Consider the following 26,088-nt stretch of genomic DNA (forward strand, 5'->3'; position numbering starts at 1 on the left):
GGCGATGTGTCGCGGTCCCGTGGCCGGTTTCAGTCTGCATTGGCCTTGAGCGCCAGGCTGGCGGCGAGGGGGCCGATCACCGCGAAAAACAGGCTCAGAGCGGCAAGAATAAGGAAAGGCGGCCAGAAGGGCTGCGGGTCCGTGGTTGCGCCGTAGCTGGCCGCGACGCCGAAGATCAGCACGGGGATGGCCAGTGGCAGGACCAAGACCGAAACCAGGAGACCGCCGCGCGGCAGCGAGACGGCCACTGCCGCGCCCACCGCGCCGATGAAGGCCAGTGCCGGCGTGCCCACCGCCAGGGTCAGAGTGGCCGCGCCGATGCCCGCAGGGTCCATGTTCATGAACACGCCCAGTACCGGCGCCGCAATGACGAGAGGCAGGATGGCTGCGGTCCAGTGGGCCAGGCATTTGATGAAGACGGTGAAGGCCAGCATGTGACGGTCACCGGCAAGGATCAGGAGGTCGAGCGACCCGTCCTCCCGATCGGCCTGGAACAGGCGATCGAGGCCGAGCAGGCCGGCGAGCAACGCGCCGATCCAGAGGATGGCCGGTCCGATACGGGCGAGCAGGTTGAGGTCGGGTCCGACCCCGAATGGCACGACGGCAATGACGGCCAGGAAAAACAGCACGCCCACCAGCGCGCCGCCGCCGGCACGGATGCCCAGCCTCACATCACGGAGAAAAAGCGCGCGCATGTGGATCAGCCCGCCGGCGTTTCGGCGGCGCCGGTACTGCGCGGATCATGGCCTGTCGGCGCGGCGCGGATGGTCATCGATGCCCCTCGCGGCCGCGCGAGAAGGGCGCGGCCTGGATGCGAGCGGTCTAGCCCGTCCCCGACGGGTTGTGAAGGCGGTGGCGGCGCGATTTGCCGCGCGCCTTATTGCAGGCCTTCTGCCGACGAGACCGCAGAAGGCGCCTGGCGGTCCACGAAGCTGCCATAGACAAAGCCGCGCACGCCCTCATGTTCGACCTCGCACCAGTTGGGGCAGTCGTCGACGATCGAAACCGAGGCGCTCTGCGGCAGGACCTTCAGGATCTGGGCATCGTTCTCGGGGGCAGCACGCATGTTCACATGGCTCGTCACGGTGCCCTGGCCGATCGGACCCGATGCAGCGGCGTCGCCGTCGGCAAGCGCGAAGACGTCGCGGTTCTCGTTAGCAAGCCGGCTTTCGAGCGCCGCGACCTCGATGTCGCTCTCGGCAATCGCCACGACGTCGCCGCGTCGAGCGTCGCCGGCATCCATCGCATCGATCGCGGCCGTCGTCGCGTTGCGGTCGGGCTCCAGATCGAAGGCCTGGGCAAAGGCATCGACATCGGTTGCGCGCTCGTGCTGCTCGCCCAGAAGCTCGGCCAGTTCACGCGCGGCGGTGCGCGAGGGCTGCATCGTGCCGGCCGACGACCACCGCGCCTCGTCGGGCAGGCCTGGGGCCGTGTCGGTGGGCTCCAGCAACGCGATGCGGGTTGCCTTCTCCACCGTGGGCCGGGGCGCACTGGCAAGAGCGGCGACCTCGGATTCGACCACCTCCTGTGCGGGCAGCTCCGCGTCCACGGCCTCGACGGCCACGATTTCCTCAACCTCCTGGGAAAGCGCGATTTCAGCCGGGGTCTGGGGCGGCAGGGCCAGCGTCACCAGAGCGGCACCCAGCAGGGCGGCGCCGGCGATGCTGGCGCTGCGGACAGGGTGGCGGCGGATCATGCGCAACGGCGAAAAGCGAGGCATCTGTGTGGAAGGATAGGCGGGCGTGCGCGATGCCTTCCGGAAAAATTCGGTCATGTCGGACACTCCAACACGGCATTTCGGTACTTGGTGTCTTATCCCCATCGGTGTGGCGCGTGCCGGTCGCGCTCGTTCAACCGATCAGGCGGACCCGACTCCCGCCTGCAGGCTCATGTCTGACGGGTGATTGTGGCCGTCATGCGTCAAAGGTTAAGTCTTCGTAACCCGTGTCGTGCCAACGCTTGACTTTCTGGGCCGTCGCGGCCGATGTGCCTGCTCCTCTCTGCGGACATGCTCTCCATGACCCATCTGGATCGTTCGATTGCCGTGCGGCGCGGCCGTTGGGCCGTGGCGGCGGCCTTTTTCGTCAACGGTTTCCTGCTCGGCGGCTGGGCGCTGCAGATTCCCTCCCTCATGTCGCGGCTTGCCATCGGCGAGACGACGCTGGGGCTTCTCATCCTGGTCCTTGGTCTGGGGGCGCTCGTCGCCATGCCATGGTGCGGGTTCCTCATAGGGCGAATCGGGTCGCGGCCGGTGCTGTTGGCGCTTGCCTTCGCCGCCACGCCCGGGTTGCTGCTGGTCGCGCTCCTGCCGCATGTGGCAGTCGCCGTGCCGGCGCTGTTCCTGTTCGGCGCGGTGGTGGGGGGCATGGACGTGGCGATGAACGCCAATGCCGTCTCCGCCGAACGCCAGCTCGGCCGGCCCATCATGTCGTCCTCGCACGGCTTCTGGAGCCTCGGCGGCTTTGCGGGCGCGGCCAGCGGCGGGCTGGTGATCCAGCAATTCGGAAATCTGGCTCATGCCGGCGCGGCCAGCCTCGTGGCATTCGTCGTGGTGGCCCTTGCGGCACGCCATGTCGTCGAAGGCGACAGACCGGTGGAGACCGGGCGCCAGAAGCTGCGCCTTCCTTCCAATCCGCTGATCTACCTGATCGGCGTCATCGCGCTTCTTTCCATGATTCCCGAAGGCACGGTGCTCGACTGGGGGGCGCTGTATCTCAAGCAGGAGCTGGGCGCCGACATCGCCGTGGCCGGGCTCGGCTTCGCCGCCTTCTCGGCCACCATGGCGGTGATGCGCTTCGTGGGCGACGGCATTCGCGGGCGGTTCGGCGCTGTCGCCACGCTGCGTGTCTCGAGCCTCGTGGCAGCACTTGGCATGGCCGGCGCCGGTTTCGCGCCCGGTCCCGCCATTGCGATCCTGGCGATGGCGGTTGCCGGCCTTGGCATCGCCAACATGGTGCCGATCGCCTTTTCGGCAGCCGGCAACCAGCCCGGCATGGTCGCCGGGACGGGCATCGGCATCGTCACCACCATGGGCTATTCCGGCATTCTCGTGGCTCCTTCGCTGATCGGCTTCGTGGGAGAACATTTCGGCTTCGCGCCGATCTTCGCCGTGCTGGCGGTGCTGCTGTGCATCGTGGCCATGTCCGCGAGGCTGGCGCGCAGCGCCGATTTCAGCGCGTCGCTCGACAAGGGCTAGGCGGCAGCCGGTCAGCCTGAAACGAAAAAGGCCCGGGCATTGCCCGGGCCTCGCGTCTTGCGGTGCGCGGCCGATCAGGCCACCAGGTCGCGCAGCACGTAGTGCAGGATCCCGCCATTGCGGAAATAGTCCAGCTCGTCCAGCGTATCGATCCGGCAGTGCACAGTGATGTCCTTGGTGGTGCCGTCCGAATAGGTGATCTTCGCCGTCATCATGGCGCGCGGCTTGATCGCATCGAGGCCCTCGATGCTCACCGTCTCGTCGCCCTTGAGGTTGAGCGAGGCCCAGGAGACGCCCTCTTCCATGACGAAGGGGATGACGCCCATGCCGACGAGGTTCGAGCGGTGGATGCGCTCGAAGCTCTGGGCGATGACCGCCCGCACGCCCAGAAGGTTCGTGCCCTTGGCCGCCCAGTCGCGCGAGGAGCCGTTGCCGTATTCGACGCCGGCGAAGACGACCAGCGGCACGCCCTCCTCCTTGTAGCGCATGGCTGCGTCATAGATCGACAGCTCGTCCTTGGACGGATAGTGGATCGTGTAGCCGCCCTCGCGCCCATTCTCGCCCAGCATGTGGTTGCGGATGCGGATATTGGCGAAGGTGCCGCGCATCATCACCTCGTGATTGCCGCGCCGCGTGCCGTACTGGTTGAAGTCCACCACCTCGACGCCGTTGTCCATGAGGTACTTGCCGGCGGGCGATGCCGCCTTGATGGAGCCGGCGGGCGAGATGTGGTCGGTGGTGATCTTGTCGCCGAACAGGCCCAGGATGCGCGCACCCTTGATGTCGCCTGCCGCCCGCGGCGTCTTGTCCATGCCGGAGAAATAGGGCGGGTTCTGCACATAGGTGGAGTGGTCGTCCCAGGCATAGGTCTGGCCGGCAGGTGCCTGCACCTTCTGCCAGTTCTCGTCGCCCTTGAACACGTCGGCATAGCGCGAGGCGAAGAGCTCGCGGGTCACGTGCTTCTCGATGAACTCGTTGATCTCCAGCGAAGTCGGCCAGATGTCCTTGAGATAGACCGGGTTGCCGTCGCGATCCTCGCCGAGCGGCTCGGTGGTCAGGTCGATCTTGACCGAGCCGGCCAGCGCGTAGGCGACGACCAGCGGCGGCGAGGCGAGATAGTTCGCCTGCACGTCGGGCGACACGCGGCCCTCGAAATTGCGGTTGCCCGACAGGACGGAGGCGGCGATCAGGCCCTTGTCGTTGATCGTCTCGGAGATCGGCAGCGGCAGCGGGCCGGAATTGCCGATGCAGGTGGTGCAGCCGAAGCCGACCAGGTTGAAGCCGAGCTGGTCGAGCTCCTTCTGCAGGCCGGCCTTCTCGAGATATTCGGCCACCACCTGGCTGCCGGGCGCGAGCGAGGTCTTGACCCACGGCTTCTGCTTGAGGCCCAGCCGGTTGGCGTTGCGGGCCAGCAGTCCGGCGCCGATCAGCACGCTCGGGTTGGAGGTGTTGGTGCACGAGGTGATCGCCGCGATCGCCACGTCGCCGTGGCCGAGATCGTGGTCGGTGTCCTTGACCGGGTAACGCTTCTCCAGATCGCCGGTCTTCTTGTATTCGCTGGCCATCGCAGCCTCGAAACCCGCCGCGATGTCGCCCAGCGCCACGCGGCCTTCAGGCCGCTTCGGTCCGGCCATGGAAGGCACGACGTCGCCCAGGTCGAGCTCCAGCGTGTCGGTGAAGACGGGGTCTTCCATGCCGTTCTCGCGCCACATGCCCTGCGCCTTGCAATAGGCCTCGACCAGCGCCAGACGATCGGTGTCGCGGCCGGAATTCTCCATGTAGCGCACGGTTTCGCCGTCGACCGGGAAGAAGCCGCAGGTGGCGCCATATTCGGGTGCCATGTTGCCGATGGTGGCCCGGTCGGCCAGCGTCATGTTGGCGAGGCCCTCGCCGAAGAATTCGACGAACTTGCCGACCACGCCCTTCTTGCGCAGCATCTGGGTGACGGTCAGCACCAGATCGGTCGCGGTCACGCCTTCCTTCAGCCTGCCGGTCAGGCGGAAGCCGATCACCTCGGGCAGGAGCATCGACACGGGCTGGCCGAGCATGGCGGCCTCTGCCTCGATGCCGCCCACGCCCCAGCCGAGCACGCCGAGGCCGTTGATCATGGTGGTGTGGCTGTCGGTGCCTACGCAGGTGTCGGGATAGGCGACCGTCTCGCCGGTCTCGTCATTGGTCCACACGACCTGGCCCAGATATTCGAGGTTCACCTGGTGGCAGATGCCGGTGCCGGGCGGCACGACGCGGAAGTTGCGGAACGCCTGCTGGCCCCATTTCAGGAATTTGTAGCGCTCCTGGTTGCGCTGGTATTCCAGTTCCACATTGCGGGCGAAGGCGAGCGGCGTGCCGAACTCGTCGACGATCACCGAATGGTCGATGACGAGGTCGACCGGCACCAGCGGGTTGATCTTTTCCGGGTCGCCGCCGAGCGATGCCATCGCATCGCGCATCGCCGCCAGATCGACCACCGCGGGAACGCCGGTGAAATCCTGCATCAGGACGCGGGCCGGGCGATAGGCGATCTCGACGCCGGCGGTGCCCTTGTCGTCCAGCCACTTCGCGACGGCCTCGATCGATTCCTTGGTGACGGAGCGGCCGTCCTCGTTGCGCAGCAGGTTCTCGAGCAGCACCTTCATCGAGAAGGGCAGGCGGGTCACACCGGCAAGCCCGTTCTTCTCCGCCTCCTTGAGGTCGAAATAGACGTGATCCTTTCCGTTGACGGAAAGGATCTTGCGGCATTTGAAGCTGTCGAGCGAATTTGACACTGGCGATCCCTAGCTAACTGTCGGTTGCCGAGGGGACCGGACGCCAGTGTGCATGAATAGCGCAAAGGTGCGGGTGCGATCATTTCCGCTGTCCGTTCCCCGCGCTGTGTTTGGCAGCGCAAGCTCGGCGCAAAAGGCTGACACGCCGACCGCTGGCGTGGTTGCGGGTTCTATAGTGAATTTCGTAAGAGGATAAAAGCCCGACGGAAGGCGAATTTGCCCGCATTCGCGGGTATGGCGGATTGCGAGGCAGGAATGCGGCTTGTTGCCGAGAAGCTGGCGGGTGAACGAGGCGGCGAAATCGTCTTCGCCGACATCTCCTTTGCGCTCGCTTCAGGCGAGGCGCTGGTGGTCACGGGCCCGAACGGCTCCGGCAAATCCACCATGCTGCGCATCGTCGCCGGTCTCCTGCCGCCGGCCGGCGGCTCCGCCATACTCGAAGGCGGCGGCGAGGAATGGCCCACCGTCGCCTCCGCCTGCCATTATCTGGGCCACACCAATGCGATGAAGACGGCGCTCACGGTCACCGAGAATCTCGGTTTCTGGCGCGACTTCATGGGATATCCGCATCTGGAAATCGACGAGGCGCTGGACATGGTGGGCTTGCCCGACATCGGGCACCTGCCCTTCGGCTATCTGTCCACCGGCCAGAAGCGCCGGGTGGCCATCGCGCGCATGCTCACCAGCTATCGGCCCGTCTGGCTGGTTGACGAGCCGACGGCCGGCCTCGACAAGGCGTCGGAAAAGGGCTTCGAGGACCTCATGCAGCAGCATCTGGAAGATGGCGGCATCATCGTGGCCGCCACTCACCTGCCGCTCGACCTGACCGACCCGCGCCGGCTGGAGATGTCCGCCGCGCGGCCGGAATCGGCATCACCTTTCGCCGAATATGGCTGAGCCGACCCGTACCGACGTCGCCCCGAAGGCGATGGCGGTCTCGTAGTCGCCCGACATTCCCATCGAGAGCTTTGCGACGCCTGCTTCCCGGGCGAGCTTTTCGAGAAGCGCGAAATGCGGCCCGGGATTTTCGTCGAACGGCGGGATGCACATCAGGCCTTCGATCCGGAGTCCGTGTTCGGTGCGGCAGCGCTCGACGAAGCCGACCGTCTCCCTGGGATCGATGCCGGCCTTCTGCTCTTCCAGCCCGGTATTTACCTGGACATAGAGACGCGGCGTCCGGCCCTGTTTCTTCATCTCCTTGGCAAGTTCTTTGGCGATCTTCTCGCGGTCGACCGTCTCGATGACGTCGAAGAGCGCGACCGCCTCCTTGGCCTTGTTGGATTGCAGCGGGCCGATGAGATGCAGCTCGATCTCACGGAATTCCTCCTTCAACGCCGGCCATTTGCCCTGCGCTTCCTGGACCCTGTTTTCGCCGAAGACGCGCTGTCCGGCCTCGATCACGGGGCGTATGGCATCGGCCTCGAAGGTCTTGGAAACGGCGACCAGCGCGACCGCTCCCGCCTCGCGCCCTGCCTGGCTTTCCGCCTTGGCGATCCTGCTGCGAACCTCGTGAAGGCGTGTCACCGCATCCTGCATCGAGAACTCCTTCTTGCCGGCCGGGAGTGTTGACGCCCCCGGCAAAGCGTGGTGAAGGTCCGCCCGGACCCTTTCCGCCCCTGTTTAAGGGAAACCGACGGCATGGCAACCGAACGCTACAATCCGCGCGCATCCGAACCGAAATGGCAGAAGGCCTGGGACGAGGCGGCGCTGTTTGCGACCGACAATTCCGACCCGCGGCCCAAATATTACGTGCTGGAGATGTTTCCCTATCCGTCGGGGCGCATCCATATGGGCCATGTGCGCAACTACACGATGGGCGACGTGGTGGCGCGCTACAAGCGGGCCAAGGGCTTCAACGTTCTGCATCCGATGGGATGGGACGCCTTCGGCCTGCCGGCCGAAAACGCGGCGCGCGACAACAAAGTCAATCCGCGCGACTGGACCTATTCCAACATCGCCACCATGAAGGGCCAGCTCAAGACGATGGGGCTGTCGCTCGACTGGGCGCGCGAATTCGCGACCTGCGACCCGTCCTACTACCGCCACCAGCAGAGGCTGTTCCTGGATTTCTGGAAGGGCGGCCTGGTCGAGCGGCGCAACGCGAAGGTCAATTGGGACCCTGTCGACATGACGGTGCTCGCCAACGAGCAGGTGATCGACGGCAAGGGCTGGCGCTCGGGCGCTGAGGTCGAGCAGCGCGACCTGACCCAATGGTTCTTCAAGATCACCTCCATGTCGCAGGATCTGCTCGACGGGCTCGACACGCTGGAGCGCTGGCCGGACAAGGTCAAGCTGATGCAGGCCAACTGGATCGGGCGGTCGGAAGGCCTGTCGATCCGCTGGAAGCTGGTCGCCGACACCGCGCCCGAGGGCGAAAGCGAACTCGAAGTCTACACGACAAGGCCCGACACGCTGTTCGGCGCCTCCTTCATGGCGATCGCGGCCGATCACCCGCTGGCCAGGAAAGCTGCCGAGAACAATCCCGCGCTCGCGGCCTTCGCGGCCGAAATCCGGCGCTCCGGCACGTCGGCCGCAACGCTGGAAACGGCCGAGAAGAAGGGTTTCGATACCGGCATCCGCGTCGTTCATCCCTTCGACGAGAGCTGGACGTTGCCGGTCTATGTGGCCAATTTCGTGTTGATGGAATACGGCACCGGCGCCATTTTCGGCTGCCCGTCCGGCGATCAGCGCGATCTCGACTTCGCCAATAAATACGGCCTGCCGGTCGTCCCGGTGGTGATGCCGGAGGATCAAGACGCGGCGAGCTTCCAGATCACCGAGGAGGCTTATGTCGACGACGGCGTGATGATCAATTCGCGCTTCCTCGACGGCATGAAGCCGAAGCAGGCCTTCGAGGAAGTGGCCAGCCGGCTCGAGAGCGTGACGCTCAGTGGCCGGCCGCAGGCCGCGCGAAAGGTCCAGTTCCGGCTGCGCGACTGGCTGATCTCGCGCCAGCGCTACTGGGGCTGCCCGATCCCGGTCATCCATTGCGACAGCTGCGGCGCCGTACCGGTGCCCGAGGACCAGTTGCCGGTCGAACTGCCGGCCGAAGTCTCCTTCGACAAGCCCGGCAACCCGCTCGACCACCACCCGTCCTGGAAGCAGGTGCCGTGCCCCAAATGCGGCAATGCCGCGCGCCGCGACACAGATACGATGGACACGTTCGTCGATTCGTCGTGGTACTTCGCCCGTTTCACCGATCCGTGGAACGAAGAGCGGCCGACCACGCTGGACGTTGTCGACGGGCCGAAGGGGTGGCTGCCGGTCAACCAGTATATTGGCGGCATCGAGCACGCGATCCTTCATCTCCTCTATTCGCGCTTCTTCGCCCGCGCCATGAAGGCGACCGGTCATCTCAACGCGGTTGAGGAGCCCTTCGAGGGCCTGTTCACGCAAGGCATGGTCGTGCACGAGACCTACAAGGGCGCAGCCGGCTGGCACACGCCGGCGGAGGTCAAGGTCGAGGAAGGACCGGAGGGGCGCAGGGCCGTCCTCATGGCGAGCGGCGAGGAAGTCCGCATCGGCGCCATCGAGAAGATGTCGAAGTCGAAAAAGAACGTGGTCGACCCCGACGACATCATCGAGAGCTACGGCGCGGATACCGCCCGCTGGTTCATGCTGTCGGACTCACCGCCCGAGCGCGACGTCATCTGGACGGAGGCTGGTGTCGAGGGCGCGCACCGTTTCGTGCAGCGCCTGTGGCGCCTTGTGTCCGAAGCCGGGCCGAAACTGGCGGACGCCGCGCCTGTCACGGGCGCCGATGGCGCGGCGGGCGAGGTCTCGCGCGCGGCCCACAAGACGGTCAAGGCGGTCGGCGAGGACATCGAGCGGCTGGGCTTCAACAAGGCGGTGGCGCGCATCTACGAGCTCGTCAACATGCTCTCGCCGCATCTCGCCAGGGCCGACGGGTCCGATGCCGCGCTGACCGGCGCGCTGCGCGAGGCCGTCGAGATGCTGGTGGCGATGATCTCGCCCATGATGCCGCATCTGGCCGAGGAATGCTGGCAGGCGATCGGCGGCGAGGGCATGGTGGCGAATCACGCCTGGCCCGAATTCGATCCCGCACTCGTCGTCGACGACCAGATCGTGCTGCCCGTGCAGATCAACGGCAAGAAACGGGGCGATTTGACAATCGCCCGCGAGGCGGATCAATCTGCCGTCGAACAAGCGGCGCTGGCGCTCGATTTCGTCCAGAAGGCGCTGGATGGAAAGCCGCCCCGCAAGGTGATCGTGGTGCCGCAGAGGATCGTCAATGTCGTTGCCTGATCGAGCATTTCGCACCCGCAGCGTCTTGGCCGGACTGGCGGCGCTCGCGATCCTCGCCTCCGGCTGCACGGTGCAGCCCCTCTATGGAACGAATGGCGGTTCCGCCTCCGGGGCGCCGGCGACGGGCGTGGCGGCCGAGCTCGCCGCCGTCGAGGTCGCGCCCGTCAATGACCGCATCGCGCTCGAAGCGCGCAATCACCTGATCTTCCTCCTGACGGGGGGGCAGGGGCGAACCGACAGCCCCCGCTACAGGGTCGATCTGACGGCGTCCGCATCGGATCGGGCGGCGGCGCGCATCACCCGGCGTCTCGATGACGAGCCGACCTCGCGGACGGTCACGGTAACGGTCGCCTATCGTCTGGTCGATGCCCGGACGGGCCGCCCCCTGGCTGCCGGCACGCGCAGCGCCATGGCGGCCTACGACCTGTCGCGGCAGGAATTTGCCGCTCTGCGGGCCCGCCGCGAGGCGGAAGACCGCGGTGCGCGCGAGGCGGCCGAAATGGTCCGCATGGCCATCGCGTCCGATCTCGCCCGCCGCGCGCCCGGCTCCTGAGGGTTCAGCCGGTTCAGACGATCTTCTGGCCGGTCTTGGCCCAGTCGGCCAGAAATGCTTCCAGCCCCTTGTCGGTCAGCGGGTGCTTGACCAGCGCCTTGAGCGTCGCCGGCGGCACGGTCGCCACGTCGGCGCCGATCAGCGCGCAGCGCTTGACGTGGTCGGCGCTGCGGATCGAGGCAGCCAGGATCTCGGTGTCGAAATCGTAATTGTCGTAGATCTGGCGGATCTCGGCGATCACTTCCATACCGTCGAAGCCCATGTCGTCGAGACGGCCGATGAAGGGCGAGATGAAGCTGGCGCCGGCCTTGGCGGCAAGCAGCGCCTGGTTGGCTGAGAAGCAGAGCGTCACATTGGTCTGGCGGTCGAGGTCGCCGCGAATCGCGCTGCAGGCCTTCAGCCCGTCAAAGGTAAGCGGAACCTTGATGCAGACATTCTCGGCGATCTTGGCGAGGCTGGTGGCCTCGCGCATCATGCCCTCGAAATCGGTGGCGACGACCTCGGCCGAGACCGGCCCGTCGACGATGTCGCAGATTTCCCTGGTGACGTCGGCGATGTTGCCGCCGGATTTGAGGATCAGCGAGGGGTTGGTGGTCACCCCGTCCAGAAGGCCGAGATCGTTCAGCTCGCGAATCTCCGCCACATCGGCGGTGTCGACGAAGAATTTCATGGATATCTCCCGAAAGATTGCAAAGGAGCCGGCGCCCGGCCCGTGCGTCGGGCTTTGCTCTAGCCCAAGTACGGGGCAAGGTCACGCCCGATGACGACAGATTCGGACATGCCCGATACCGTGCCCGTGCTTGTGCCGATGCCGGCCGAGCGCCCCTATTCCTACGCCGTGCCCGCGGGCATGGCGGTTCGGCCGGGCTCGATCGTGCGCGTGCCGCTGGGGCCGCGCGAGGTCGCGGGCATCGTCTGGGACGGGCCGGGCGAAGGCGTCAACCCGAAGAAGCTGCGACCCATCTCCCAGCTGTTCGACTGCCCGCCGGTCGACGCGGACATGCGCCGTTTCGTCGACTGGGTGGCGGCCTACACGCTGTCGCCGCCCGGCATGGTGGCGCGCATGGTGTTGCGCGTTCCCGCCGCCTTCGACCCGGAGCCGCCGCTGGCCGGCCTGCGCCTCCTGCCCGGCGAACCGGACCGGATGACCGATGCGCGCCGGCGCGTCATGGAACTGGCCGGTAACGGGCTCGCCTGGACGCGATCGGGGCTCGCGCATGCGGCCGGCACCTCGCTGACGGTCATCGACGGCCTGAAGGCGCAAGGCATGTTCGAGCCCGTCGACATCCCCCCGCCGCCCGTCGTCGCCGCGCCCGATCCTTCCTATGCGGCACCCGAACTCTCGCCCGACCAGGCGGGAGCCGCCGATGTCTTGCGCCAGCGCGCGGCCGCCGATGCCTTCTCGGTGTCGCTGATCGACGGCGTCACCGGCTCGGGCAAGACGGAGGTCTATTTCGAGGCCATCGCCACAGCCTTGGAAAAGGGCCGGCAGGTGCTGGTGCTGGTGCCCGAGATCGCGCTGACCTCGGCCTTTCTCGATCGCTTCCATGACCGGTTCGGCGCGCCGCCGGCCGCCTGGCATTCCGACCTTGCGCCCAGGACCCGGGAGCGCGTCTGGCGGCAGGTCGCCGAAGGCCAGGTGCGTGTCGTGGCGGGTGCCCGCTCGGCGCTGTTCCTGCCGTTTCGCGACCTCGGCCTGATCGTCGTCGACGAGGAGCACGACCCCGCCTACAAGCAGGAGGACCGCGTCTTCTACAATGCCCGCGACATGGCGGTGGTGCGCGGCCATATCGGTTCCTTCCCGGTGGTGCTGGCGTCCGCCACGCCCTCGGTCGAAAGCCGCGTGAATGCCGAGCAGGGCCGCTACGAACGCCTCGTGCTGCCCGCCCGCTTCGCCGATGCCGTGATGCCGGAGATTCGCGCCGTCGACATGCGCAAGGCGCCCCCGGCAAGGGGCAGCTTCGTCTCGCCCGTGCTGCTCGAAGCCACGGCGCGCACGCTTGAGCGCGGCGAACAGGCGCTGTTCTTTCTCAACCGCCGCGGCTACGCGCCGCTGACGCTCTGCCGCGTCTGCGGCCATCGCTTCCAGTGCCCGTCCTGTTCGGCATGGCTGGTCGAGCACCGGTTTCGCGGCCAGCTCGTGTGCCACCATTGCGGTCATCACGAGCCCAAGCCCGAGGCCTGCCCCTCCTGCGGCGCACTCGACCACCTGGTGGCCTGCGGCCCCGGCATCGAGCGCATCGCCGAAGAGATCGATGGCCACTTCCCGGATGCCCGAACCATCGTGCTCTCCTCCGACATGCTGGGCGGCGTCAAGCGCCTGCGCCTCGAACTGGAAGCCATCGCCAGGGGCGAGGCCGACATCGTCATCGGTACCCAGCTCGTGGCCAAGGGGCACAATTTTCCCAAGATGAGCCTCGTGGGCGTCATCGACGCGGATCTGGGGCTGGCCAATGGCGACCCCCGCGCCGCCGAGCGCACATACCAGCTTCTCTCCCAGGTTACCGGCCGTGCGGGTCGCTTCGGACGCAAGAGCACCGGCCTGATCCAGACCTACCAGCCAGACCATCCGGTCATGAAGGCGCTCGTCTCGGGAGATTCGGAAGCCTTCTACGACCGCGAGATCGCCGAGCGCGAGCGCGCGCACCTGCCGCCCTTCGGCCGGTTGGCGGCGATCGTGGTCAGCGCCGGCTCGCGCGCGGAGGCTGAAAGCCACGCCCGGGCGCTGCGGCGTTCCGCGCCGGCGAGCGCCGAGATCGAGGTGCTCGGCCCGGCCGAAGCGCCACTTGCCCTGATCGCCGGCCGCCACCGCTTCCGCCTGCTCGTCCACGGCGAGCGGCGCGCCGACATGCAGGGCTATATCCGCGCCATGATCGAGGCCGGGCCCAGGCCGCGCGGCTCGATCCGGGTGCAGATCGATATCGACCCGCAGAGTTTTCTGTAGGGCGAGGCGTTGACGTGCAATGGCGGCTTGCGACTGCATGGCGGTCGTTCGCCATTGTCTTCTGGAACAACCGCTTCGAGCCTGAGCCCCTTCCAATCCTGCTTCAAATGGTTGAACTCCCGCGGCAGCAGGCGGCTGGCGGGAAGAGCGGGCATGGCATTCTACGCGTTCTATGTTGCGCTCTATGCGCAGATCGCTGTCGGGATCACCTTCATGCCCCTCTGGCTGAAGGCCCAGGGGCTGAGCGAGACGACCATCGGAACCTGCATGGCAGCGGCGGCGATCATTGCCGTCGTCGTCAATCCACTGGTCGGCACTTTCGCCGACCGTACACGCCTGAACAAGGCGATCCTCGTCACGCTTGTCATCTGCGCGGCATTCGCGATGCTTGCATTGACGACCGCGAGCGGCGTGTTCCTGGTCGCCTTGGTTTTCCTCATCTATCGGACGCTCACTTCGCCGCTCGTGCCGCTGGCCGAATCGATCCTGATTGCGAACCTCACGGCCTACAGGCTGGATTTCGGGCAGGTGCGCGCCTGGGGCTCGGCATCCGTTGTCGCCACGACGCTCCTTTGCGGGTTCCTCGTCGACTGGTTCGACACGAGGGTGATCCTCTATCTGCTCCTGGTGATCCTGCTGGCGCAGATCGTTACATCGAACGGCCTGCCGGCGCGTGCGCGACTTGCCCAGCCTGCGATCACGACCAGGGCAATCCTGCGTGCGCTGCGCAATCGCGGCTTCCTCTTGCTGCTTGGAAGTGCTGCGATTTCGCAGGCATGCCATGGGGTCTTCTACGCATTCAGCACTTTCCGCTGGCTGGAGGCAGGGCATTCGACCTCGGCCATCGGCATTTTCTGGAGCATAGGCGTCGGTGTGGAGATCGTCGCCTTTGTCTTCGGCAAACGCATCACGGCGCGCCTTTCGCCAGGAAAGATCATCCTCATTGCCTGCGTCGCTGGCATGCTGCGCTGGGGTGTTTTCGGATTGTCGGCCGACCTTGCGCCGACACTTGTTGTGCAGTTCCTGCAAGGAGCCACTCTCGGTCTCGCCCAGACCGGGGTCGCTTCCTATATGCGGCAGAACATGGCGCCTGAATTTCTGTCAAGCGCGACGGGCGTCTATTATGCCTCAGCGGGACTGTTCGCAGCGCTGGCCATTCTGGTGGGCGCGTATCTTTACCCTTTCAGCAGCAGCTATGTCTTCTTCTTCACCGCCCTGCTCTGTGCGCTGGCGACGATTGCCGCCGCCTTGATGGTGCATGAAGACAAACGCGGCGATGAAGGGGGACCTGCACCGTTTTAGTTGGTGCCACATGCAGCGCGGGCCAGACCGTCGACCCCATTCCCGCCACCTGCGTCCCGGTCTATCCTGCGCTACCGATTCGGTTGGAGAACGCAAATGGAACTCGCCTTTCCCTGGCCCTTCAGCCAGGGCGAATGGATGGCATGGTGGGCGGCGCTCGTTACCCTGCTGTTCGGACTTCTGATGTTCTTCGCGCCGGGCATCAGCCTGCGCATCCTGCGCCTGCGCCCCGCCGAGGCCCATCCGGAAGCGGTCGGCGAGGCCCGCGCGACGATGGCCGGCTTCTATCTCGGGCTCGGCATGTCGTGCCTCCTGCTCGCCCAGCCACTGCTTTATCTGGCTCTCGGCCTGTCCTGGGCCTTCACCGCCTTCGGCCGGCTCGTGTCCATCCTCTCGGACCGCGGCAGCACGCCATTCAACTGGGTATCGCTGCTTCTCGAGCTGGTGCTGGCCGCCTTGCCGCTCGCATTCGCGCTCGGCTTCGTCGCCTGAAGCTCCACCTGCGACAAATCAGACGGAAATGCCCGGCCCCGCCCGTGTTGCGAGTCCGGGAAGCCTGTGCTAGACGGCAAGCGGCTTTCGACCGAGGGGCAACGCTTGTTCTGCTTGCCGGGGGAAAGACTTCAATTGGGTCAAGGGTTTAGGCGGTACTCACCGAATTCGCCAGCCCGGCATCCCGTCTGGTGAAACTCTAGAAACAAAGACGGTCCGTGGCACAGACTGGCTCGCTCATTTCAGGCATGGCTTCGCGTTATGCCGGTTCACTCTTCGATCTGGCCTCCGAGGCCGGCAATCTCGACGAGGTTGAGAAGGAATTGGCTCGTGTGGAAGCGATGCTCGCGGACAGCGCGGATCTGCGCCGTCTGGTCGTGAGTCCCGTCTTTTCGGCCGACGATCAGCTCCGCGCCATCTCGGCGATTGCCGACAGGGCGGGCTTCAAGGGGCTGGTCGGCAATTTCCTGCGCGTCGTCGCCCGCAACCGTCGCCTGTTTGCCCTGCCGGGCATGATCGCAGGTTTCCGCCGTCTGGCGGCCGAAGCGCGCGGCGAGGTCGCCGCGGACGTGATCACGGCACATACGCTCGATGCCGCTCAGCAGGCCGAACTCAGGCAGACGCTGAAGGCCGTAGCCGGCAAGGACGTCGTTCTCAACCTCACGGTTGACCCTTCCATTCTCGGCGGCCTGGTCGTGCGCATCGGTTCGCGCCAGATCGACACGTCGCTCAAGACTAAACTCAATTCGCTCAAGCTCGCACTGAAAGAGGTCGGCTGATGGACATCCGCGCCGCGGAAATTTCCGCAATCCTCAAGGACCAGATCAAGAATTTCGGCAGGGAAGCCGAAGTCTCGGAAGTCGGACAGGTTCTGTCCGTCGGCGACGGCATTGCCCGCGTCTACGGTCTCGACAACGTCCAGGCCGGTGAGCTGGTGGAATTCCCCGGCGGCATCAAGGGCATGGCGCTGAACCTCGAAGCCGACAATGTCGGCGTCGTGATCTTCGGTTCCGACCGTGACATCAAGGAAGGCGATACCGTCAAGCGTACCGGCGATATCGTCGACACGCCCGTCGGCAAGGGCCTGCTGGGCCGTGTGGTCGACGCTCTCGGCAACCCGATCGACGGCAAGGGCCCGATCGAGGCGACCGAGCGCCGCCGCGTCGACGTCAAGGCGCCCGGCATCATCCCCCGCAAGTCGGTGCACGAGCCGATGTCGACCGGCCTCAAGGCCATCGACGCGCTCATCCCGATCGGCCGCGGCCAGCGCGAGCTCATCATCGGTGACCGCCAGACCGGCAAGACCGCCATCGTTCTCGACACCTTCCTGAACCAGAAATCGCTCAATCAGGGCGATGACGAGAGCCAGAAGCTCTACTGCGTCTATGTGGCCGTCGGCCAGAAGCGCTCGACCGTCGCCCAGTTCGTGAAGGTGCTGGAAGAGCGCGGTGCGCTCGAATATTCGATCGTCGTCGCGGCAACCGCCTCCGATCCGGCGCCGATGCAGTTCCTCGCGCCCTTTACCGGCTGCGCGATGGGCGAGTATTTCCGCGACAACGCCATGCATGCCGTGATCGCCTTCGACGATCTGTCCAAGCAGGCCGTTGCCTACCGCCAGATGTCGCTGCTCCTGCGTCGTCCGCCCGGCCGCGAGGCCTATCCCGGCGACGTGTTCTACCTTCACTCCCGCCTGCTCGAGCGCGCGGCGAAGCTGAACGAGGACAACGGCTCGGGTTCGCTGACCGCGCTGCCGATCATCGAGACCCAGGCCAACGACGTGTCGGCCTACATCCCGACCAACGTGATCTCGATCACCGACGGCCAGATCTTCCTGGAGACGAACCTGTTCTTCCAGGGCATCCGTCCGGCTGTGAACGTGGGCCTGTCGGTTTCGCGTGTGGGCTCTTCGGCCCAGATCAAGGCGATGAAACAGGTTGCCGGTTCGATCAAGGGCGAGCTCGCCCAGTATCGCGAGATGGCCGCCTTCGCCCAGTTCGGTTCCGACCTCGATGCCGCCACGCAGCGTCTGCTCAACCGCGGCGCGCGCCTGACGGAGCTTCTGAAGCAGCCGCAGTTCTCGCCGCTGCTGACCGAGGAGCAGGTGGCCGTGATCTTTGCCGGCACGCAGGGCTATCTCGACAAGCTGCCGCTCGACCAGGTGCGCAGGTTCGAGGACGGCCTGCTCAGCCATCTGCGTGCGCAGAAGAAGGTGCTGGCCGGCATCCGCAAGGAAAAGGCGCTGTCGGACGACCTGCGGGCACAGCTCGTCGCCGAGATCGATTCCTTCGCCAAGAGCTTCGCCTGAGGCGGGACGACAAGGGGATAGGTTAGCCGCATGGCTTCACTAAAGGACCTTCGCAACCGCATCGCTTCGGTCAAGGCGACGCAGAAGATCACCAAGGCGATGCAGATGGTCGCCGCGGCGAAGCTGCGGCGCGCTCAGGAGGCGGCCGAGGCCGCGCGGCCCTATTCGGAGCGCATGGCCCGCGTGCTCGCCAACATCACGGCCGCCGTCGAGACGTCCGACGCGCCTGCGCTGATGACGGGTACCGGCAAGGACGAGGTGCATCTCCTCGTCGTGGCCACCGCCGAGCGCGGCCTTTGCGGCGGCTTCAACTCGCAGATCTCGCGGCTTGCCCGCGAGCATGCCCGCCGGCTCATCGCGGACGGCAAGACGGTCAAGATCATCACCGTCGGGAAGAAGGGCTACGACATCCTGCGTCGCGACTTCGCCGACAAGATCATCGAGCGCGTCGACTTCCGCGAGGTCAAGCAGATCGGTTTCGCCAATGCCGACGAGGTCGCCCGCAAGGTGATCGGCCTGTTCGAAAAGGGCGAGTTCGACGTCTGCACGCTGTTCTACTCGCGCTTCAAGTCGGTCATCAGCCAGATCCCGACCGCCCAGCAGCTCATACCGGCGCTCGCGCCAGCGGCGGCGGAGACGGGCGACGAGAAGGCTGCCAACGCGGTCTACGAATACGAGCCGGATGCAGGCGAGATCCTCGGGGATCTGATCCCGCGCAACATCGCGGTGCAGATCTTCACGGCGCTGCTCGAAAACGCGGCCGGCGAGATGGGCGCGAAGATGAGCGCCATGGACAATGCGACGCGCAATGCGGGCGACATGATCAGCAAGCTGTCGATCACCTACAACCGCCAGCGCCAGGCGCAGATCACCAAGGAACTGATCGAGATCATTTCGGGCGCCGAGGCGCTCTAGGACGCCGCTTCAGGCGGTGCGTCCGACGAACAAGGAAAGAGGCTAGAAACGATGGCTAAAGCAGCTACCCCCAAGGCTCCGGCCGCGGCCAAGAAGCCGGCCGCCAAGAAGGCTCCGGCCGCAGCCGTTGCCCCCGTTGCCAAGACGACCGCTTCGGCCGGCGCCACCGGCAAGATCCGCCAGGTCATCGGCGCCGTCGTGGACGTGTCCTTCGAGGACGTGCTGCCGCCGATCCTGAACGCGCTCGAGACGAGCAACCAGGGCCAGCGCCTGGTCCTGGAAGTCGCGCAGCATCTCGGCGAGAACACCGTTCGCACCATCGCGATGGACTCCACCGAAGGTCTCGTCCGCGGCCAGCCGGTCAGCGATACGGGAGCGCCGATCTCGGTGCCGGTCGGCCCGCAGATGCTCGGCCGCATCATCAATGTCATCGGCGAGGCCATCGACGAAGAGGGCGAGCTCGGCGCGACCGAGTTCCGCCCGATCCATGCGCCGGCGCCCGAATATGTCGATCAGTCGACGGATTCGGCGATCCTCGTCACCGGCATCAAGGTCATCGACCTGCTGGCGCCTTACGCCAAGGGCGGCAAGATCGGCCTGTTCGGCGGCGCCGGCGTCGGCAAGACGGTGCTCATCCAGGAACTGATCAACAACATCGCCAAGGCGCATGGCGGCTACTCGGTGTTTGCCGGCGTGGGCGAGCGCACGCGCGAGGGCAACGATCTCTATCACGAGTTCATCGAGTCCGGCGTGAACAAGAAGGGCGGCGGCGAAGGTTCCAAGGCTGCCCTCGTCTACGGCCAGATGAACGAGCCGCCCGGCGCGCGCGCGCGCGTCGGCCTGACGGGCCTCACCGTGGCGGAGTATTTCCGCGACCAGGGCCAGGACGTGCTGTTCTTCGTGGACAACATTTTCCGCTTCACCCAGGCGGGCTCGGAAGTGTCGGCGCTGCTCGGCCGCATTCCCTCGGCCGTGGGTTACCAGCCCACGCTGGCCACGGACATGGGCGCCCTCCAGGAGCGCATCACCACCACCACCAAGGGCTCGATCACCTCGGTTCAGGCCATCTACGTGCCGGCCGACGATCTGACCGACCCGGCACCGGCCACGTCGTTCGCCCACCTCGACGCGACGACGACGCTCAACCGCTCGATCGCCGAGAAGGGCATCTACCCGGCCGTCGATCCGCTGGATTCCACCTCGCGCATGCTCGACCCGCAGATCGTGGGCGAAGAGCACTACGAGGTCGCGCGTTCGGTGCAGCAGACGCTGCAGCGCTACAAGTCGCTTCAGGACATCATCGCGATCCTGGGCATGGACGAGCTGTCGGAAGAGGACAAGCTGGTCGTCGCCCGCGCGCGCAAGATCGAGCGCTTCCTGTCACAGCCCTTCTTCGTGGCCGAAGTGTTCACCGGCGCACCGGGCAAGCTGGTCGACCTCGCCGACACGATCAAGGGCTTCAAGGGCCTGGTCGCCGGTGAGTACGACCACCTGCCGGAAGCCGCCTTCTACATGGTCGGCTCCATCGAGGAAGCCGTCGAGAAGGGCAAGAAGCTGGCTGCGGAAGCGGCCTGAGCCAACAGCGGATGGGAGTGGCGAAGACGGGCACCCGGACGGCGGAATCGAAAATCCTGCCGTTCCCGCCCGAGACGCGCCGATAAAGCATGGCAGAACCCTACAAGTTCGAACTGGTCTCGCCTGAGCGGCTGCTCATCTCCGAGGACGTCGAATCGGTCGTCATTCCGGGCACGGATGGCGAGATGACGGTCATGGCCAACCATGCACCGGTCATGTCGACCATCAAGCCGGGCGTCGTCGTCGTGAAGCCGTTCTCCGGCGGCGAGCAGAAATATGTGGTGTTCGGCGGCTTCGTCGACATCCTGCCCGATGGCTGCACCTTGCTGGCCGAATCGGCCATTCCGGTCGCCGACATCGATCGCCAGGATCTTGCCCGCCGCATCGAGGCGGCGCGCGAGGATGTGGGCGATGCGAAGGATGACGATGCCCGTACCAAGGCGGAGGCCTACCTGGCCCAGCTGACCACGATGGAAGGCGTCATCGCGACCGGCGCCTGACCCGCTGGAATCACAGTCTCGATCAATCGATCCAAGGCCGGCTCCCGCCGGCCTTTTTCGTTGGGCGCTGCCGCCCACCGCCCTGCCGGATGAACAATTTCCCGCATCGGGGGTTGGCGTTTCATGACGTCAATCCAGGGAGATCCGACATGAAACGCCTCGTCCTCGCCGCCTCGGTCCTTGCGCTCCTGACCGGACCCGCCCTGTCGCAGGCCGAATCTGCCGATGCGGGAGCCTCCGCCCCCATGGTCGATGGCGACGGCAACGGGATCGGCACGGTGACCTTTCGGCAGAGCGTCTCGGGCATCCTGCACATCTTCGTGGAGATGACGGATCTTCCGCCCGGTCCGCGCGGCTTCCACATTCATGAAAGGGGCGTCTGCGATCCCGAAGACGGGTTCGAGAGCGCCGGCGGACATTTCACGGCCGGCGGGGAGGGGCATGGCATCCACAGTGCCGACGGTCCGCATGCCGGCGACCTGCCCAACGTCCATGTCGGCCAGGACGGCATCCTGCGGGTCGAATTCTTCACGGAGCGCATGTCGCTCGATGAGAACGCCGACAACGGGCTCCTGGGCGGTGAGGGCACGGCCGTCATCCTCCATGCCGAGGCGGATGATTACGCCACCCATCCCCATGGCAATGCCGGTGACCGCATCGCCTGCGGCGTCGTGGAGCCTGTCTGATCAGCCGGCCAGATGCCTGAAGGCCGCGACGACCTCTTCATAGACCTTGCGCTTGAAGGGCACGATGAGATCGGGAAGCTTGTCCATCTTCTTCCAGGCCCAGGCGTCGAACTCCGCCTCGTGCCCGCCGGGCGGCGGGTTGATGGCGATTTCGCTTTCGTCGCCCTCGAAGCGGAACGCGAACCAGCGCTGTTTCTGGCCGCGGTAGCGGCCCTTGAAGGCGATCCCCACCAGATGGTCGGGCAGGTCGTAATGGATCCAGTCCGGTGCTTCCGCCAGAAGCGAAACCGTTGTGATCCCGGTTTCCTCGTGGAGTTCGCGCAGCGCGGCGGGCAGCGGGTCCTCGCCTTCGTCGATCCCGCCCTGCGGCATCTGCCAGAGCTTGTCGGTCCCGGCCATCTCGCTGTCGGTTGCGGCTATCCGACGGCCGGCCCATACGAGCCCCGCCGCGTTCAGCACCATGATGCCGACACAGCGGCGGTAGGGAAGGAGAGCGGGGTCGGTCTTGGGCATGTTCATCGTCCGGGATCGTTGGCGAGGGCGGATATGGGCACGATCTCGATGCCACGTCGGCGCGCTTCCGTCACCCAGGCCGCCACCGTCTCCACAGTGGTGTCGAACGCGGAGCCGGTGCCGATCGCAAAACCCTGGGCGCGTGCCGTGCGCTCGAGATCGTCCAGTCGCTCCAATATGGCCGCGCGGTCGCGTCGGGTGTCGAGCGTGGCGTGCGCCGCGGCGAAGGGCGCGCCGTTTGCCGGCGCCAGCCGATCGCCGAGACTGCGCGCGGACGTGCCGTCATCGACGAACATGAGTCCCCTGCGTCCGAGTTCCGCCATCAACGGCGACATCGCCGCTTCGTCGGAGGTGAAGCGGGCGCCCATATAGTTCATCACCCCGACATAGTTGGTGATGCGGGCCAGCGTGCGCAGCAGGCGGTCGGTGTTCTCCGCCGGATCGGCCGATACGGTCAGCGTATCGCGGCCCGGATCGACCTGCGGGTAATCGAAGGGTTCGAGCGGGATCTGCAGAATGATCTCGTGCCCCCCGCGCCGAGCGGCCTGCATCCAGCGGTCGAGGCTGTTGCCGTGCGGCGCAAAAGCCAGCGTCACTTCTCCCGGCAGGGTCTCGATGGCGCTCTGCGTTCCGGTCTGCGACAGGCCGAGTCCGCCGATCACGATGGCGATGCGTGCGCCGCGTGCGCCCGACCAGGGCCGTGAATAGACATCGAAGGGACGCCTGCCATCGGCGGCGCGCATCGGAAGCGGCCCGTACTCGCTGTCTTCGACCAGCGCCCTGTCCGGCATGTGCGCGGTACGGAAATCCTGGGTGAGTGCGCTCGGATCGCGAATCACGACGACGCTTGGCGAGCCCTCCACGCGCGGCGGCTCGACCCGAAGCACGGATGGTCCGTCAACTGGCCCCGCGCGAGGGGCGCTTGGTTCCGGAACCTTATCCGTCTCGGCGGTCTGGGGAGATGATGTCGCGACCGGTGGGGGCGCGCGGAACGGTTGATCCCGCCATGCGATCGCTGCCGCCGCCGCCCCGATGCCGAGGACCAGAATCCCGGCCGCAAGCTTGCCGCGTGAGCGCAGCCTCTTCGGGCGCCTTGCGGGACGACCGGACTGCCCAAGCGGGCGATTGATATCCCTTTCGCCTTCGGTCCCCGTGCTCACGTCCCCATCCGACAGGTCGGGCCGACCGTTCGGTCGCCCCAGAATCGAAACCGGCCACCGGATGTCTGCATCCGGTCGCCGGCGTGAAGGTTCCTGGCGGCCGGGTCGTGTCACCCGGCCGAAGTTACGCGATTACGCTACTGCTGGTTCAGCAACGCCCTGTCGGGGCTCGGCGGGAAGGCCGGATTGCTCTCCAGGCCGCGCAGGAGATCCAGCGCGTAATTGAGCTGGAGGTCGTCCTCCTTGTCCGGCGGTACGTAGGCCGACGAGCCGGAGCCGTTCTCGTCCTCTTCCGCGCCGACGATATGGCCACGGAGTTCGGATTCGCCGCGACTGACCGCCCGGCCGAGCAGTTCCTCCGGCACCGGCTGTTCGACACGGATGTCGGGCAGGATGCCGCGAGCCTGGATCGAGGTGCCGGCCGGCGTGTAGTAGAGCGCCGTCGTCAGGCGAAGTGCGCCGTTCTCGGCCAGCGGGATGATCGTCTGGACCGAGCCCTTGCCGAAGGACTTGGTGCCCACGACGGTCGCCCGACGATGGTCCTGCAACGCGCCGGCCACGATCTCGGAGGCACTCGCCGAGCCGCCATTGATCAGGACGACGATGGGCTTTCCGTCGATCAAATCGCCCGGGCGCGAATCGAACCGCGTCACGTTGCGCGGGTCACGGCCCCGCGTCGAAACGATCTCGCCGCGATCCAGGAAGGCATCGGCGACATTGACCGCCTGGTCGAGCAGGCCACCCGGGTTAAGCCTGAGATCCAGCACATAGCCCTCGATATCGGTGTCGCCGGCCTCTTTCCTCATCTGCTCGATGGCGGCCTTGAGGTCGTCGGTCGTGCGCTCGGTGAAGGAGTTGATCTTGATGTAGCCGATATCGTCTTCGAGGCTGAACCGGACGGCCCGAACCTTGATGACGTCGCGCACGATGGTCAGCTTGATCGGCTCCTCCGCGCCTTCGCGGATGATGGTGAGCTCGATCGGGGTATTGACCTCGCCGCGCATCATGTCGACCGCGTCAGAGAGCGTCATGCCGCGCACTTCCTCGCCATCGATCTCGGCGATGAAGTCGCCCGCGATGACACCGGCCCGTGCCGCTGGCGTGTCCTCGATCGGGGAGATCACGCGCACCAGGTCGTCTTCCATCGTGACCTCGATGCCGAGGCCACCGAACTCGCCCCGGGTCTGCACGCGCATGTCCTGGGCGGCATCGGGATTGAGATAGGAGGAATGGGGATCGAGCGACGTCAACATGCCGTTGATCGCGCTCTCGATCAGCTTGGCGTCCTCGGGTGGGGTGACGTACTGCGCCCGCACGCGTTCGAAAATGTCGCCGAAAATGGCGAGCTGCCTGTAGGTGTCGGAGCTGGCGGCGTTCGCGGCCGTGCCCACGGAGCCATGAACGAGGCTCATGGCGGACGCGCCCATCAGTGCGCCGGCGATAAGTAGAGATGCCTTACGTATCATTTCCTGCCCTTACAGAATTGCGGTCCGCCCACCAGGGAGCCGGATCGACGGGTTTTCCCTCCTTGCGGAACTCGACGTAGAGTTCCGGACCGGATTCTTCATCGCCCGAAGTCGCGATGCTTGCGACCCTGGCTTCCCCCATCGCGCCGATGGGCTCCCCAGCCACAACGCTCTGCCCAAGCCTGACGCTGATTCTACTCATGCCAGCCAGAACCAGATGATAACCACCGCCGGCATTCAGGATCAAGAGTTGACCATAGGAACGAAAGGGTCCCGCATAGAGCACCGAGGCATCCGACGGAGCAGTGACGATTGCCCCGGAATGTGTTTTTACAATGTCTCCGCCGAGCCGGCCGCCGACGTCGTCGTCCTGGCCGAAACGTGCCACGATCTGGCCGTGCACGGGCAGCGGCACCTGGCCGGACAGCGCTGCGAAAGGGATTGCGGCGAATTGCGAGGCCGCCGCCATCTCGGGTTCGTCCTCCGGCGCCGCGGCCGGCGCCGTCCCGAGCTCGGCGGCGAGACGCTCGGCCTCGGCCAGTCTTTCGGCTTCCGCCCTTGCCGCGGCCGCGCTTTCAGCTTCGCGCACCGACGTGATTTCGCTCTCCAGCGAGGCGATCAATTCTTCGAGACTGCCGGCCTCCGACGCCAGTTCGCTGGCCCGCTCCTGTTCGCGCGCCAGTTGCGCCTCGGAGCGCATCTGCAGCCGGCGCTTCTCCTCGGCGAGCAGGTTCATGCGCTGGCGTTCCTCGATCTGGCTGGTCATCGCGACGACCAGACGCGTGCGCTCCGTCTCCATGGAGCTTGCCAGCCGCGACAATTCGTTCAGATCGGCGATCAGCACCTCGGTCTCGGCCCTAAGTTCCGGCACCACCGCGCCGAGCAGGATGGCGCTGCGCACCGAAGACAGGGCATCGTCGGGACGGACCAATATGGCGGGCGGCGGGTTGCGGCCCATCCGTTGTAGCGCCCCCAGCACCTCGGCCAGCACCTCGCGGCGCGCCAGGAGGGATCCGCGTACGTAATCGCGCTGTGCGCCGAGTTCCTCGAGACGCTCGGCGCGCTGCTCGATCTCCGCCGACAGACGCCGTTCGGCATCGGCCGTGCGCAGCAGCGCTGCCGTCAGCGTCTCGTGATCCTTCTGCAGCGCCTCGATCTCGGCCGACAATTCGCCGATGCGCTCCTCCGACAGAGCGATCCGGTCGACGATCTGCGCGCGCTCGTCCAAAGTCTGGCTGCGCCGTGCTTCGAGCTCGTCCGCGTCGCTGGCCAGAGCCGCCTGCCCGGCGGCGAGCGACAGGCACAGCGCCAGCGCGGCCAGTCCGGCCCGGGCCTTCGACGATCTCGCGCTGCGGAGAAGATGCATCGGTTTTCTGTCGCACAAACGTGTTTTCGGGCCGAACGAGCCGGCGAAGAGGCAAGCCTAGCCGCCACCCGTTAAGCAATCATC

Annotated in this window: 22 protein-coding genes; 13 read left to right on the forward strand and 9 right to left on the reverse strand. The window is 66.1% G+C overall.

The genetic code is table 11. From position 1 onward, the window contains the following. Positions 1–29: 29 nt before the first annotated feature. Both ccmB and GRZ55_RS02045 read right to left on the reverse strand, forming a co-directional pair. On the reverse strand, positions 30–695 hold the full coding sequence (gene ccmB, locus GRZ55_RS02040) for a heme exporter protein CcmB (RefSeq protein ID WP_169285209.1): 666 nt from the start codon (positions 693–695) through the stop codon (positions 30–32). A 182-nt stretch (positions 696–877) separates the two neighbouring features. Further along, positions 878–1,774 carry an SH3 domain-containing protein gene (locus tag GRZ55_RS02045; protein WP_169285210.1) on the reverse strand — a complete coding sequence of 299 codons (897 nt, stop codon included), beginning with the start codon at positions 1,772–1,774 and terminating at the stop codon, positions 878–880. A 243-nt stretch (positions 1,775–2,017) separates the two neighbouring features. Between GRZ55_RS02045 and GRZ55_RS02050 the strand changes: the two genes are divergently transcribed. Then, entirely contained in the window at positions 2,018–3,196 is a 1,179-nt protein-coding gene (locus GRZ55_RS02050; RefSeq protein ID WP_210257178.1) for an MFS transporter, read from the forward strand. A gap of 74 nt (positions 3,197–3,270) precedes the next feature. On the opposite strand, the gene acnA is transcribed toward GRZ55_RS02050, so the two are convergent. Continuing rightward, positions 3,271–5,961 (reverse strand): aconitate hydratase AcnA, encoded by a 2,691-nt coding sequence (gene acnA / locus GRZ55_RS02055; RefSeq protein ID WP_169285211.1) that lies wholly within the window; start codon positions 5,959–5,961, stop codon positions 3,271–3,273. Between the two features lie 255 nt (positions 5,962–6,216). Here acnA and ccmA point away from each other — a divergent pair, with 255 nt between their 5' ends. After that, entirely contained in the window at positions 6,217–6,858 is a 642-nt protein-coding gene (ccmA, locus tag GRZ55_RS02060) for a heme ABC exporter ATP-binding protein CcmA (RefSeq protein WP_169285212.1), read from the forward strand. On the opposite strand, the gene GRZ55_RS02065 is transcribed toward ccmA, so the two are convergent. Next, positions 6,835–7,497, reverse strand: coding sequence for a YggS family pyridoxal phosphate-dependent enzyme (locus tag GRZ55_RS02065; protein WP_169285213.1), 663 nt, complete (start codon positions 7,495–7,497; stop codon positions 6,835–6,837). The genes ccmA and GRZ55_RS02065 overlap by 24 nt on opposite strands. Positions 7,498–7,599: 102 nt before the next feature. On the opposite strand from GRZ55_RS02065, the gene leuS reads away from it, so the two are divergent. Together leuS and GRZ55_RS02075 are read left to right on the forward strand one after the other, a co-directional pair. After that, positions 7,600–10,227: a leucine--tRNA ligase gene (leuS, locus tag GRZ55_RS02070; protein WP_169285214.1), complete on the forward strand. Its 2,628-nt coding sequence runs from the start codon at positions 7,600–7,602 to the stop codon at positions 10,225–10,227. Continuing rightward, the gene (locus GRZ55_RS02075) at positions 10,214–10,780 is read left to right on the forward strand and encodes an LPS assembly lipoprotein LptE (protein ID WP_169285215.1); all 567 of its coding nucleotides are present in this window, start codon (positions 10,214–10,216) and stop codon (positions 10,778–10,780) included. Before leuS ends, GRZ55_RS02075 begins: the two co-directional genes overlap by 14 nt. Before the next feature lie 13 nt (positions 10,781–10,793). Here GRZ55_RS02075 and fsa read toward each other — a convergent pair whose 3' ends face one another. Then, a complete protein-coding gene (fsa, locus tag GRZ55_RS02080; RefSeq protein ID WP_169285216.1) occupies positions 10,794–11,450 on the reverse strand; it encodes a fructose-6-phosphate aldolase in 657 nt (218 codons plus the stop codon). A gap of 90 nt (positions 11,451–11,540) precedes the next feature. Here fsa and GRZ55_RS02085 point away from each other — a divergent pair, with 90 nt between their 5' ends. The 9 genes from GRZ55_RS02085 to GRZ55_RS02125 all read left to right on the forward strand — a co-directional run bounded on the left by GRZ55_RS02085 (position 11,541) and on the right by GRZ55_RS02125 (position 21,499). Further along, positions 11,541–13,724, forward strand: a complete 2,184-nt coding sequence (locus GRZ55_RS02085) for a primosomal protein N' (protein WP_169285217.1) — start codon at positions 11,541–11,543, stop codon at positions 13,722–13,724. Between the two features lie 153 nt (positions 13,725–13,877). Next, positions 13,878–15,026 (forward strand): MFS transporter, encoded by a 1,149-nt coding sequence (locus tag GRZ55_RS02090; protein WP_169285218.1) that lies wholly within the window; start codon positions 13,878–13,880, stop codon positions 15,024–15,026. Positions 15,027–15,122: 96 nt separating this feature from the next. Further along, entirely contained in the window at positions 15,123–15,518 is a 396-nt protein-coding gene (locus tag GRZ55_RS02095; RefSeq protein WP_169285219.1) for a DUF4345 family protein, read from the forward strand. Positions 15,519–15,736: 218 nt separating this feature from the next. Further along, the gene (locus GRZ55_RS02100; RefSeq protein WP_169285220.1) at positions 15,737–16,297 is read left to right on the forward strand and encodes a F0F1 ATP synthase subunit delta; all 561 of its coding nucleotides are present in this window, start codon (positions 15,737–15,739) and stop codon (positions 16,295–16,297) included. After that, entirely contained in the window at positions 16,297–17,823 is a 1,527-nt protein-coding gene (gene atpA / locus GRZ55_RS02105) for a F0F1 ATP synthase subunit alpha (protein ID WP_169285221.1), read from the forward strand. The genes GRZ55_RS02100 and atpA overlap by 1 nt, the downstream gene beginning before the upstream one ends. 30 nt (positions 17,824–17,853) lie before the next feature. Further along, positions 17,854–18,738, forward strand: coding sequence for a F0F1 ATP synthase subunit gamma (locus tag GRZ55_RS02110; RefSeq protein WP_169285222.1), 885 nt, complete (start codon positions 17,854–17,856; stop codon positions 18,736–18,738). A 51-nt stretch (positions 18,739–18,789) separates the two neighbouring features. Next, on the forward strand, positions 18,790–20,313 hold the full coding sequence (gene atpD, locus GRZ55_RS02115) for a F0F1 ATP synthase subunit beta (RefSeq protein ID WP_169285223.1): 1,524 nt from the start codon (positions 18,790–18,792) through the stop codon (positions 20,311–20,313). 89 nt (positions 20,314–20,402) lie between these two features. Then, positions 20,403–20,813 (forward strand): F0F1 ATP synthase subunit epsilon, encoded by a 411-nt coding sequence (locus GRZ55_RS02120; RefSeq protein WP_169285224.1) that lies wholly within the window; start codon positions 20,403–20,405, stop codon positions 20,811–20,813. Between the two features lie 149 nt (positions 20,814–20,962). Next, complete coding sequence (locus GRZ55_RS02125; RefSeq protein ID WP_169285225.1) at positions 20,963–21,499, forward strand: superoxide dismutase family protein; 537 nt, start codon at positions 20,963–20,965, stop codon at positions 21,497–21,499. Here the strand turns inward: GRZ55_RS02125 and GRZ55_RS02130 are convergent, their stop codons facing one another. From GRZ55_RS02130 to GRZ55_RS02145, 4 genes are all read right to left on the reverse strand, one after another. After that, on the reverse strand, positions 21,500–22,012 hold the full coding sequence (locus tag GRZ55_RS02130) for an RNA pyrophosphohydrolase (RefSeq protein WP_169285226.1): 513 nt from the start codon (positions 22,010–22,012) through the stop codon (positions 21,500–21,502). It lies immediately after the preceding gene. 2 nt (positions 22,013–22,014) lie between these two features. Then, a complete protein-coding gene (locus tag GRZ55_RS02135) occupies positions 22,015–22,899 on the reverse strand; it encodes a divergent polysaccharide deacetylase family protein (RefSeq protein WP_368856570.1) in 885 nt (294 codons plus the stop codon). Positions 22,900–23,309: 410 nt separating this feature from the next. Further along, positions 23,310–24,638: a S41 family peptidase gene (locus GRZ55_RS02140; RefSeq protein WP_169285228.1), complete on the reverse strand. Its 1,329-nt coding sequence runs from the start codon at positions 24,636–24,638 to the stop codon at positions 23,310–23,312. Further along, positions 24,628–26,004 carry a murein hydrolase activator EnvC gene (locus GRZ55_RS02145; RefSeq protein WP_169285229.1) on the reverse strand — a complete coding sequence of 459 codons (1,377 nt, stop codon included), beginning with the start codon at positions 26,002–26,004 and terminating at the stop codon, positions 24,628–24,630. The genes GRZ55_RS02140 and GRZ55_RS02145 overlap by 11 nt, the downstream gene beginning before the upstream one ends. Positions 26,005–26,088: the final 84 nt, after the last annotated feature.

Source organism: Chelativorans sp. ZYF759, from assembly GCF_012911015.1.
Classification (GTDB): domain Bacteria; phylum Pseudomonadota; class Alphaproteobacteria; order Rhizobiales; family Rhizobiaceae; genus ZYF759.